General features: G+C 56.1%; 10 protein-coding genes. 8 read left to right on the top strand and 2 right to left on the bottom strand.

The window, feature by feature from the left end; genetic code table 11:
• The first annotated feature begins 319 nt into the window (after nt 1-319).
• Entirely contained in the window at nt 320-1,729 is a 1,410-nt protein-coding gene (locus KK078_RS25370; protein WP_254093140.1) for an RtcB family protein, read from the top strand.
• Between the two features lie 13 nt (nt 1,730-1,742).
• A complete protein-coding gene (locus KK078_RS25365; RefSeq protein ID WP_254093139.1) occupies nt 1,743-2,591 on the top strand; it encodes a hypothetical protein in 849 nt (282 codons plus the stop codon).
• 265 nt (nt 2,592-2,856) lie between these two features.
• Here KK078_RS25365 and KK078_RS25360 read toward each other — a convergent pair whose 3' ends face one another.
• Complete coding sequence (locus KK078_RS25360) at nt 2,857-3,771, bottom strand: DinB family protein (protein ID WP_254093138.1); 915 nt, start codon at nt 3,769-3,771, stop codon at nt 2,857-2,859.
• A gap of 145 nt (nt 3,772-3,916) precedes the next feature.
• Between KK078_RS25360 and KK078_RS25355 the strand changes: the two genes are divergently transcribed.
• The 6 genes from KK078_RS25355 (at nt 3,917) to KK078_RS25330 (ending at nt 11,563) form a co-directional block, all read left to right on the top strand.
• Complete coding sequence (locus KK078_RS25355) at nt 3,917-5,479, top strand: sulfatase family protein (protein ID WP_254093137.1); 1,563 nt, start codon at nt 3,917-3,919, stop codon at nt 5,477-5,479.
• Between the two features lie 372 nt (nt 5,480-5,851).
• Nucleotides 5,852-7,036 (top strand): hypothetical protein, encoded by a 1,185-nt coding sequence (locus KK078_RS25350; RefSeq protein WP_254093136.1) that lies wholly within the window; start codon nt 5,852-5,854, stop codon nt 7,034-7,036.
• Nucleotides 7,037-7,189: 153 nt separating this feature from the next.
• Nucleotides 7,190-7,525 (top strand): PadR family transcriptional regulator, encoded by a 336-nt coding sequence (locus KK078_RS25345; RefSeq protein ID WP_254093135.1) that lies wholly within the window; start codon nt 7,190-7,192, stop codon nt 7,523-7,525.
• A gap of 4 nt (nt 7,526-7,529) precedes the next feature.
• Nucleotides 7,530-10,121, top strand: a complete 2,592-nt coding sequence (locus tag KK078_RS25340; protein WP_254093134.1) for an ABC transporter permease — start codon at nt 7,530-7,532, stop codon at nt 10,119-10,121.
• A gap of 126 nt (nt 10,122-10,247) precedes the next feature.
• Nucleotides 10,248-10,736, top strand: a complete 489-nt coding sequence (locus tag KK078_RS25335; RefSeq protein ID WP_254093133.1) for a glycine-rich domain-containing protein — start codon at nt 10,248-10,250, stop codon at nt 10,734-10,736.
• Entirely contained in the window at nt 10,733-11,563 is an 831-nt protein-coding gene (locus KK078_RS25330; RefSeq protein WP_254093132.1) for a hypothetical protein, read from the top strand. The genes KK078_RS25335 and KK078_RS25330 overlap by 4 nt, the downstream gene beginning before the upstream one ends.
• Here the strand turns inward: KK078_RS25330 and KK078_RS25325 are convergent.
• Nucleotides 11,560-12,568: c-type cytochrome (locus KK078_RS25325; RefSeq protein ID WP_254093131.1), on the bottom strand; the 1,009-nt coding region annotated here is incomplete at its 5' end. The genes KK078_RS25330 and KK078_RS25325 overlap by 4 nt on opposite strands.

Here is a 12,568-nt window from a genome sequence, read left to right as displayed (position 1 = left end):
CGCCGCCGCATGTACAATTCAAAAAGTCGGCGTACCTTTGCTACGCAATTCACCTCTTGTCTCATCTTATAATTATAGAGGATTATGTTTGCCCTGAAATTACATATCGCCCCGATCCGGCAACGGTAAGCTCACTTACCGGTATATACTGCCGTATTTTCTTCCTTTAACAAATTATTATTCTAAAAACTGGCTGTAAGCCTGCCCGTTCGTATGCGCATTGTTTTGTCATGCGTGTACCCGGAAAGCGATTGCCTTGTCCTGTTCGTAACAACGGGACCGGTACTCACTTTGTGCAAGCCCGGGCCTGATAACCCCTATGGGCAAACAAAAATTAACCATACAAGACCTCGCGGTCATCGACTTCCCGACGGATGTGACACGAAGCCTGGCACTAAACATCATGAACCGCCACTTCAAGCACACACCCAACGACGAGAAGCTGACAATTATAAACGACGTGCTGCAAAACCCCGGTAATTATACCGGTCACAGCACCTTGAGCATCCTGGCGCTAAAACTCGTAGCAAAGGCGCCACCGCTACAAACGTTCGATACCTATACCCTCGCCGACGAACCGGCGCACTTCGACCTGTTTGGCAGCAAACACATCGAGCTGGGAGCCGTGCAGCAAATGGCCCTGGCCATGCGCCTGCCGATCGCAGTGAAAGGTGCGCTCATGCCCGACGCCCATGCAGGCTATGGCTTGCCTATCGGTGGCGTACTGGCTACCCGGCAGGCCGTGATACCGTACGGCGTCGGCATGGACATCGGCTGCCGCATGGCGTTGAGCGTGCTCGATGTTCCCGGCAGCTACATCGACCGGCATGTATACGAGCTGAAGAAAGCCCTCGGCGCCGAGACACACTTCGGCAACGACGGCAGCCTGGACACACCGCAAGACCACGCCGTGCTGGACCATCCCGACTTCCAACGCACCCCGCTGCTGCGCAAGCTGCACGGTAAGGCCGTCCGCCAGCTGAGCAGCTCCGGCTCGGGCAACCACTTTGTGGAGTTCGGCACCATCACGGTCGAAGCCGGCAACCGCCTGCAATTGCCGGCGGGCACCTATGGCGCACTGCTGTCGCACTCCGGCTCCCGCAGCCTGGGCGCCAACATCGCACAGGAGTATACAGCCATCGCCATGGACCGTTGCCGCCTGCCGCGCGAAGCCAAATCGCTCGCCTGGCTCGACCTCGATAGCGAAGCAGGGCAGGAGTATTGGCTGTCGATGAACCTGGCCGGTGCCTATGCGCAAGCCTGTCACGACCGCATTCATGCCAACCTGTGTCGTGCCCTCGGCCTGTCGGTGCTGCACACCGTCGAGAACCACCACAACTTTGCGTGGCAGGAGACCCTGCACGACGGCGAGACCTACATCGTACACCGCAAAGGCGCAACGCCGGCGGCATACGGCGACATGGGCATCATCCCCGGCAGCATGACCACACCCGGCTACATCGTGAGTGGCAAAGGCAACGAAGCCTCGCTCAACTCCGCCGCCCACGGTGCCGGTCGTCAACTGTCGCGCCAGCGTGCCAAAAACTCGATCACCATGAGCAGCCTGCGCAAAACGCTGGCACGCGAAAAGGTCACGCTGCTCGGCGGCAGCGCCGAAGAAGCCCCCGAAGCCTACAAGGACATCGGACTGGTCATGAGCAGCCAGACAACACTGGTAAATGTAGAAGGCATCTTTCACCCCCGGGTCGTCCGCATGGCCCGGGACTAAAAACCTTTAAACAATGGACATAGTAATAGACGATATAGAAGAAGATTACCACGGCCGCATCCGCCTGCGAAGCGAACGCCGCCGGAAGCGCGCGGCGAGGGAGGCCTATGAAAAACAGCTGTTGCAGTTGGGGCGGGAGTGGCAAGCCATCAGCCGCAAGCTCTATAACCTGGGCTGGGACGAGCTCAATCCACCCATACAACGCGGTTATGTACGTTTCTTTGTGCTGCGCGACGACATAAAACGCACCAAGCAGGCGGGTTTCTTTGAAAAGCTGTTGGCAAAGATCAACGTCAGGCAATATAGCCACCGCAAGGATTTTTTGGTCAAGCGCAGACGGTATGGCAAAAAGATCTACGTGCCGCGCGAGCATACTTTGCCGACATTGGAAGGCTGGCAACTTTGGAGGCTAAAGCTGACCCCGGAAGAACGAACATACTTTTCAGAAGAGACTGTATACAGCACACGACTGCGCTCTTCGCGGGTGGTCTATCGCTTTACGGAGCCCTGGCGTTTTGTTTTGCGCATTCAGCCAAACATGATCACAAAGGTACGCAAGAAGGATGTGGACCTCGAACGCCGCAACGCGGCCCTGAATCACTACTTCGCAGTGGATAACCACCGTGTCCAATGGATCAAGTTGGAAGACGGCAGTACCCACACATCATATACCTGGCTGCCGAAGCACCCAACACCCGAAAAGTATATAAGTCCGTTGTATAATCGCTCCTTCCACGACATCCTCTCCGAATATCATCCGGAACCGACCCTTCGCATCACACATAAAAATCCCCAGTCCCCTGGGGATTTTTCTTTGGTAGAAGCAGCACGCCGAAGCACCTGGCGCAAGGTACCGTCATAAAAAGCAAGCGTCGGACTAAATTGATGACGATTTTATGATTTATGCAAGGGTATTTAGATAAGCCCAGCCAGCCCCGAAGGGGCGCAACATAATAGCCCAGGCCAGAGCGGCAGCGCAGGCCTGGGAACAGGCAACACAGAGATACAAAGCCCTGACGGGGCGTAACAGCGTATCTGGCGCAGGTTTAAGCGGCGCAGCGGAGATCTCGACAGCTATCGGTAGTGCCGGGTACTGTATGCAGCCTGTGACTGCCGTACCCCGTCAGTCAACCATTCAACGCTGCATAAACATTCTTCAACTGCCGCAAATGCCGCTGCGTATGCGCAACAAAAAAGTTCAGCCACTCATACCGCGTCATAAACCCGATCGTCGGAAACTCAAAGTCCAGACACAGCTCCGTCAGGTCTGAATTCAATGCCGCCTGCACGTGCTTACGCTCTAACGCCCGCAAGGTTCCGATCAACGCTGCCTTCTCATGCGTCTCCTGCCTGGGCAGCACGAAATCCGGTGAAGTATACCGGGCCTCGAAATCCAGGAAGATATCGTTGATCGGGATCACCTGCTCATCGATAAAGCGGTTGGCCGGGGCCGTATGCCCATCCGGGATCGCCTCGATGGAAATGGCGATGTGTTCCGCCACCTGCCCGGCATTCCAACCCCCACCGGGTGGCACCTGGTTGATCTGCGCGTCCGTAAACTTGTCCAGCGTCCCGCAAAAGTCGTCCAGCACCTCGGTGATCCGATCGGTGAGCGATCCTTGCTGTACCGGGACATAGCCCGCGCGCAACGGTACCATACAGCGCATCGTGTCGCAGCTATATTCTTCGAGGCAATATCCTTGGGGGTCGATATCCGGATGCTGCGTGAGTGTATCAAAGGTCGTCGGAATGGCCTGTATATTTTCCCGCCATTGTCGGATGGGCAGCGCGACAAAGTATCCTTGGCGAATGGTGAGGGTCTCGGTGCCCGGCAATCCTGGCGCGGCATTGGCCAGGCTCGCGGCGGCATAATATACAATATGACCCTTCGGGCCGGGATGCGATACGCCATAGGATCCTTGCGTGGGGATATTGCCCAGCATCTCTTTAAGCTTGTCAAAGGTCGCGGGTATGCCGTCGGGAAACGAAGTGGCCTGCAAAGCCACCAGATGAATGTCGTGGGGGAGGTGTATGATGTCCATGGTCGTGTCGTTTGTATAGAACAAAGCTCCGAAGAACGGTCAGCCCTCGCGCGGTGTGAAAGCGACTATCGCAGGGGGAAGATGTGCCGCTGCCATACAAACCCTCGCACATAAGCATCTTTTTGTATCTTCGATTTTTTCCAGCATGAAAACACGTCCTACTACTTCGAACACATCCGTTTTATCCCGCACGACCGGCCGTACCACAGTCCTGTTCTTCGCCGTGCTTACCGCCCTGGTCGCCGGCTGCGCATCGCCCACACCGCCGCCAGCCGCCAAACCCAATATCATTGTTTTTTATGTAGACGATCTGGGCTATGCCGACGTCGGTTGTTACGGCGCGGTCGGTGTCGCTACACCCCACATCGACACGCTGGCACGACAGGGCGTGCGCTTTACCGACGCCCACTGCGGCGCGGCCACGTGCACACCCTCGCGTTATTCGTTGCTCACCGGCCGGTATGCCTTCCGTAATAAAGCCGCCATCCTGCCCGGCGACGCACCCCTCCTGATCGACACCGCGCACCAGACGCTGCCCGGCATGCTCCGCGAGGCAGGCTATACCACGGCCGTCGTAGGCAAGTGGCACCTGGGGCGGGGCCGCGGCAAAATCGACTGGAACCACCACATCGCCCCCGGCGCCAACGAAGTGGGCTTTGACTACTCGTTCCTGTTGCCCGCCACCGGCGACCGCGTTCCGACCGTATACGTCGAAAACGGCAACGTCGTAAACCTCGATCCCGCCGACCCCATTACCGTCAACTATCAGCAACCGCTGGAAGAGACCGAACCCGTCCACTCCGATTCACTCAAGATGAAGGCCGACCCGCAGCATAGCAACACCGTCGTAAACGGCGTGAGCCGCATCGGCTTTATGAAAGGCGGCCGCCGCGCACATTGGGTAGACGAAGACTTTCCGCATGTATTTAACGAGAAGGCCCTCGCCTTTATCGACGGCGCACGCGACAAACCCTTCTTCTTGTTTTATTCGTTCCACGACATACACGTGCCGCGCATGCCCCACGCCGACTTTGTGGGCAAGAGCACGCTCGGCCCCCGCGGCGACGCCATCGCCCAGGTCGACTGGGTCGTGGGACAGATCGTAGCCGCCCTCAAACAAAAAGGCCTGGCCGACAATACGCTCATCGTCTTTACCAGCGACAACGGTCCGGTGCTGGACGACGGGTATGAAGATCAGGCCGTACAACGCATCGGCAACCACGTTCCGGGCGGCGCCTTCCGCGGCGGAAAATACTCCGCCTACGAAGCCGGCACACGGGTGCCGACCATTGTGTGGTGGCCCGCGCAGGTCAAACACCGTGTATCCCACGCGTTGCTCACGCAGGTAGACCTGCTGGCATCGCTGGCCGCGTTGGTGCACGCGCCATCCGTACAAAACATCGACAGCGAAGATCACCTGAACGCCTGGCTGGGTCAGGATACCACCGGCCGCCGGGTGATGATCGAAGAGTCGTTTACACTATCGGTACGCGAAGGCCGGTGGAAATATATCCAACCCTTCAACGGCCCGATGCCCACCTGGATGGACAACAAAAAGATCGAGCACGGCCTGTCCAACACCGGTCAGCTCTATGATCTGGAGCACGACCCGGGCGAAAAGCAAAATTTAGCCGGGAAACTGCCCGAGCAGGCCGGCCGGATGCAGCGTGCACTGGACGCGATCGTGGCGGGTCAGAAAGCCCGGTAGAGAGCTGGTCGCGCCGGATTTATCGTAAATTCAGGGGTAGAGAGGCGGCGCGGGTCGGAAAAGACCACTCGTTCCTTTCCGGCCTATCCCCGGATAGAAGCAATCATCCACAATCCATACACAACGTTATCTTAACGCTATGCCAAATTCTTATATATCATAGAGATAACCCAGTAATAAGGCGCTCATACACCAGACTATACCCAGACCTTTATAGGTCTGGGTTATCTATAGTATAAAAATTAATGTTCTGAACTTTATGTCTTAATATTATTAGAAGTTGCTATATTGTTCGTAGAAGTATGGCCTGAAGTCGTTGTGACCCTGACGGCGTTAGCTAGTTATTTCGTTAACCAACATAACTCTATTATTATGGCATTCTTGGAAGAACTGCAATTCACCGGCAGTCTCGGTGATCTTTCCTTTTACCGTATGCAAGGCAGCGACAAGATCGTTGTTCGGCGCAAGGGCGGTGCCAATAAGGAAACTATCAAAAAATCGCCAAAATTTGCCGTGCCGAGGCTCTATATGAGTGAATTTGGCGGCTGCTCAAAAATGGGCAAGGAGGTGCGGCACATGCTGCATCCCATGAAGGCACTGGCCGACTATAATTTCAGCGGCTTCATCAACAAATCGCTCAAGCTCATTCAGAAACAGGACGCTACCAGCGCGCTCGGTCGGCGGGCCATCGAGCTCTCCAAACACCCCAAGCTGCTGGAAGGTTTTCAGCTCAATAAATATACGACATTTGATGCCATGGTGCGCAGTACGCTTACCTGGTCGATCGATGTGGAAAACGGTACGGCCAACGTAGCGATACCGGCGTTGATACGCGATATCAACTTCTTTCCGAACAACAAACACGCTAAGTTCAGCATCATGATCACCGTGGGCGTTGTACCGGACTTTGCATTCAATCCCTATACCAACAAGTTCGAGCCGCCGTCGTGGTACACGCAACGGTATGGATGCAGCCATGCATCATCGGCGTGGTATGCCGCGGTGAAAGGATCGCCGGCGACGACGTTGAACGTGGCGTTGCCGCAGATGCCGCCGGACGCGCGGTATAGCCTGATGCTCACGGTAGGGATCTGTTTTGGAGCTGCATTGGACGATGGCGAAGTGCAGCAGGTAAAGCGCGCCGGGGCGGCGAAGATCCTGGGTATCGAACCAGGCCGGGCCGGCGTATCGAATGAAGGAATAGCGGGAGAGGATAACGAACCGGATCATATGGATGCGGTAATGAAAAATAACGAAGTCAAACCGCCTGCACAGGTGGAGGGATCCGATGCCGGTCCTGATCCATCGGGATTGCCTCCTGTTGCAACACGCCGGCAGATTGAAACTGTGCACCAGACAAGTCAGCAACCTGGATCAGGAGATGCCGTACAGCAACCTTTTATGTATACCTACGTGACGAAGGATTACCCGATCCAGGATGGTCAGACGTATGCCCGCCATTATACTATTTCGTGCAGCACTACGGAGCGTGCGATGGTTTCTCAAAATGGATTCCACGTTACAGTAGGTTATGTCACCCATCACTGGATCCGATAGAAGGCGCCCAGACCTGAAAACCGTCCGGTGATTGTTCGTTATCGACCATTGCAGGGTGAACGCAGGGGCGAGTAGTGCTGTTTTTGGGATGCTGCGCGTGTTTATCATTCTGGCACAATAATTATTCTACGTTTAGGAAATAATTCTGTCGCCATGAAGAAATACCAGCTGGGCGAGTTTGAAGAGATCGTCATGCTGACCGTGGGTGTTCTGTACAACGAGGCTTACGGCGTGTCCATCAAGAAGGAGATCGAGACCCGGCTTTCCCGCAAGGTGAGCATGGGGGCGTTGCATACGGCCCTGAAGCGGCTGGAAGACAAGGGCTACCTGCGTTCGTTTGATGGTGAGGCAACCGAAGAGCGGGCGGGTCGTCCGAAGAAGTATTTGCAGATCACCGCCCTGGGCAAACGGGCGATGGAATATACGCGCAGCACGCGCGAAGAGCTTTGGAATGCCATTCCGAAGATCGCCTTCAAAATTTCGGGCTAGTACTATGAACGCTACGCCCCGGCCGCCGCATCTCTTTCTGCGCTTCTTTCGCTGGTACTGCGACCCGCAGTTGCTTCGCCATATCGAAGGCGACCTGATGGAGGTATACCACGAACGGGTGGTGCAGCAGGGGGCGCGTCGTGCCTCGCGGCAGTTCATGATCGACGTGCTATTGCTTTTCCGGCCGGGGATCGTCCGGCCGCTCACCTTACAACGAACTCTAACTCCTGGCTATATGTGGAAGATCAATATGACGCTGGCGTGGCGCAACCTGGTAAAGGGCCGCGGCTATTCTTTTATTAACATCTCGGGTTTGGCCGTGGGCATCGCGGTGGCGATGCTGATCGGGTTGTGGGTGGCCGACGAGCTTTCATTCGATCACCACTTTGCGAATCACGAACGCCTCATGCAGGTCATGATGCGGCAGACCAACAAGGGAAAGACCTATACCGGGATGGTCATCGCTCCGAATGTATCGGGACCGTTGCGTACCGACTATCGCGACAAGGTCGAGGCCGTGGCGCTGTATGGCTGGAACGTCGATCACATTGTAGCCGATGGTGACAAGAAGCTCGTCAGCCAGGGCATTTGGGCGGAAGCTTCGCTGCCCGAGATGCTGACCCTGGAAATGTTGCATGGTAGCCGCCAGGCCTTGCGCGACCCGTCTACGATGCTGATCAGCCGCTCCCTGGCCCAGGCGTTGTATGGCGACGCCAATCCCGTAGGCAAATTTCTGCGCCTGGACGACAACCAGGAGCTGACGATCGGCGGTGTATACCAGGACCTTCCGGGCAACACATCGTTTGGCGCCACGCGGTTGATGCTGCCATGGGAAAATAAACACAACTGGATCACCGGCGTGACGGAATGGGACAATCACGTCTGCTCGCTGGTCATACAACTGGCGGACGGCGTGGACGCTGCACAGCTGAACGAACAGATCAAGACCATTCCGACTGCCCACATTCCCTACTGGCAGGAAGAGATCATGCTTTACCCCATGGAGCGCATGCACCTGTACGGCGAGTTTAGCGAAAGCGGCGCGCAAGACGGTGGGGCGATCGAGTTTGTGTGGCTCTTTGGTACGATCGGTGTGTTTGTGCTGCTGCTGGCATGCATCAACTTCATGAACCTGTCTACCGCGCGAAGCGAGAAACGCTCCAAGGAAGTAGGCATCCGTAAAACGATAGGCTCGGTGCGGCGACAGCTCATCAGCCAGTTCCTGACCGAATCGGTCGTGACAGCATTCTGCGCGCTGCTGGTGGCGTTGATGCTTACGCAACTGTCGTTGCCGCTCTTTAATACCCTGGCCGGCAAGCGGATCGCACTGCCGTGGAGCGACATCAATTTTTGGTGCATAACACTAGGCTTTACGTTGCTTACAGGTGTGCTGGCAGGGAGTTATCCTGCGTTTTACTTGTCGTCGTTCAGGCCTGTCAAGGTGCTGAAGGGCACTTTCAATGCCGGCCGTTTGGCATCGCTGCCGCGGCGGGTGTTGGTTGTCGTGCAGTTTACGGTATCCATTACGTTGATCATCGGGACGGTCATTGTCTTTCAGCAGATACAATTTACGAAGGATCGTCCGGCGGGATATAATCGTCAGGGGTTGATCTCCGTGCCGATCAGCACCGAGGCGCTGCAGAAGCAGCTTGACGTCGTGCGGCACGAGCTGTTGCAGACGGGTGTCGTCGTGAATCTGGCACAGTCGTCGCAGACGGCCGCCCGCTTTGGCAACAACACCGGCATCGAGTGGCGTGGAAAAGATCCCGACCTGGTGGAGTTTTTCTTCAATGTTACGATCAGTCCCGAATTTGGCGAGACCCTACAATGGAAGGTCAGGGAAGGCCGCGACTTCTCGCGCGAGATACCCTCGGACTCGTCTGCTGCCATTGTCAACGTCCGCGCGGCGGAGATCATGAACTTACAACCCTCGCCGGTCGGCGAGGTCGTCAAACACGGCGACCGCGAGTATACCATCATCGGTGTCGTAGACAACATGGTAACACAAACACCCTACGAGCCCCTGAAGCCGTGTATCTTTTTCATGCGTGGCTGGATGGGCACGATCACGATCCGCCTCAACCCCGACGTACCCGTACAGGAAGCCCTGGCCAAGATCGCCCCGGTCTTCAACAAGTATAACCCGTCGGCTCCGTTCGACTATCGCTTCGTAGACGACCTTTATGCCGACCAGCTGGACGCGGAGCAGCGGGTAGGTACGCTGGCGGGTATATTTGCCGGCCTGGCCATCTTTATCTCGTGCCTCGGGCTTTTCGGCCTGTCGTCGTTTGTCGCCGAGCGCCGCACGAAAGAGATCGGCATTCGCAAAGTGCTGGGTGCTAGCGTTGCAAATCTCTGGCATTTGCTGTCGAAGGAATTTATCGTGCTGGTGGTCATCTCGTGGTTCCTGGCCCTTCCGCTGTCGGTATACTATATGTACGATTGGCTGCAACAGTTCCCGTACCGCATCACGCTTTCGTGGACCACGTTCACGGCCGCTGCACTGGGTGTGATGGCGCTGACGCTGACTACGGTAAGCTACCAGGCGATCCGGGCGTCGCTGGCCAAACCGGTGAATAGTTTGCGGTCGGAGTAGGGCCTCCCGGGAGGCAGTCTCCGGTGGCTGCATTCGTTCTCGCGTACCATTCGCCAGAGATCGCTTTTTTAACATCCTATCGTCCTTTGAAAAATTGCTAGCTTTACGAAGCTTTCATACGCCTTTATGACCGAAGCAGAACGTCAACGTTGGGCCGTTATTCAGCAGTTCGAATTGGATGATCACGCTTCTGCGTTGCCCTTTAGTGATCGCCTGGCCCGGGAGAACGGCTGGTCAAAGACCTTTGCCTTGCGGGCCGTGGAAGAGTATAAAAAGTTTATGTTCCTGGTCGCCACAACCGACAGTCCGCTCACACCCTCCGACGAAGTAGACCAGGTATGGCACCTGCATCTGCTCTACACACGATCGTATTGGAAAGAGTTCTGTGCCGTGGTCTTACAGAAAGAAATACACCACGGGCCTACAACGGGTGGCGCCTCACAACGCGATCAGTTTACCGCCTGGTATAACGACACGCTGCAATGTTACCGCGATATGTTTCAGATGGAACCGCCCGCAGATCTCTGGCCGACGGCGGCGGTCCGATTCAAGGCCACGAACTTCCAACGCGTTGATATTCAAAAACACTGGATCATCAAAAAACCATATTTATGATCTTATCTCAACTCACACCTGCTGAGGTGATTCTGCTAAAGGATGGGTCAAAGGCTTCATTACAGGTATTGCTGAAGTATACCTTCGTCGATCTGCTGGTAAAACAGGTCCTCAGGCTGCACCTCGCACAGGAGGGGCAAAACGACGATCCCATACAAACATTGGATGCATATGCCGGACAGAAGTATGTACATGCCGGACAGAATTTTGCGGATTATTCCAGACGCGAACATGAACACGTCTTCCTGGAGATCTTTTTAAAAAGCCCGGGTATACAGGTACTCTTTAAAAACATGATTAAAGTTGCCCGGAACAATGCCTTCTCGGATAAACGTTACCGCAAAACGGTTATGCAATCCCCACGGCTTGGCGGTTTCTTTGAAGTTCCTTTTACGAACTGGCTTGCGGGCAGCTTCCGCCACACGTCACTTGGTTTTGTCCAGCGACATCAACTGGCGACGGAAATACAGGAACTGGAGGCGACGCTTCCCACTATCTTAAAAACGGACAAGCAGAAAGCCACGGAGATTCTCCGTGCACTGGGTGGAAATATCTTCCTGCTCCAGGGCATTGAACTGGAGCTGTTAAAAGAGTTCGACACGGCATTTGAGCAGGCCGCCCCCATCCTCTACGACGATCACGCCATAATGACCACCATGCCCTTCTATTTCTACGATGGTGACCGTCATGATAGTGGTGGCCATCACCACGACAGCCATGAATCCGGCGGCGACTGGGGTGACAGCGATAGCTCCGGCGATAGCGGATGTTCCGGCGATAGCGGCTGTTCAAGTGGCTGCAGCGGATGCGGTGGCGGTGGAGACTAAGGCAGCGCGAACGCTACATAGGAGTCGGCGGACGTTGTGCCGAGCTTTCCGCCGCCGCAGGCGATCACGATATACTGCTTTCCGTTGACCTCGTATGTGGCCGGTGTGGCAAAGCCGGGCGCCGGTAAGGGAGCTTCCCATAACAGTGCACCCGTGCGTTTGTGAAAGGCGCGGAGCCTGCCGTCTTTTGTCGCAGCGATAAACAACAATCCGCCCTGCGTTACCACGGGGCCGCCGTAGTTTTCGGTTCCTGTGATCGAAGCGCCCAGGGCCTTCATCCTTTCATCTTCTCCCAGCACTTTCTTCCAGACATGCTCGCCGGTATTCAGGTCGATGGCCGTCAGCGTGCCCCACGGCGGCGCGATGGCGGGCAGGCCCGTTGCCGTTACAAACTTGTTGTATCCCGAAATGTTATAGGGCAGCTTCCGAAACTTCTCCGCCGGCGACAGCTGTTTCTCATAGGGCTCCTCCTGCCGTTCTTTCAGGTTGAGGATATATACGGCGATGGCATTCTTCTCTTCCGTGCTGAGGTGCTGAAAGCCCGGCATCATGCGGCGCCCGGTGTTGACAAACTCCACCAGGGTCTGGGGTGTATACTTCGTGCTCACCTCCAGCAACGAAGGATAATTGCCGCTGCCTTGACGGTCGGTGCCATGGCACGCCATACAATGCTGCCGGTAGAGGCGCTGGCCGGCAATGCCGTAGTTCTCCGCGGCTTCGGTCTTTTCGGCGTCGAGCATGTGCAGGATCCATGGCATCTCGTTGGCGTTGACGTACAGCACGCCCGTTGTCGGGTCCACGGCGGGTCCGCCCCATTCGCCGCCGCCATCCAGGCCGGGAAAGATAATGGTGCCCTCTTTGGACTGTGGCGTAAACATGCGGCCGGTGTGAAGCTTGCGCAGGCGTTCGCGAATGGCCTGTTGCTCGGCGGGTGGCAGAAAGGGATTGATGTCCTTTTCGGTAAATGTCTGGCGGATGAACGGTGCGGGCTTTTGCGGCATAGGC

It is taken from the genome of Dawidia soli (assembly GCF_018598185.1).
In the GTDB taxonomy this organism is placed as follows: Bacteria; Bacteroidota; Bacteroidia; order Cytophagales; family Cyclobacteriaceae; genus Ohtaekwangia; species Ohtaekwangia soli.
The sequence above is the reverse complement of the archived record's forward strand: the minus strand, read 5'-3'. Positions and strand labels throughout refer to the sequence as shown.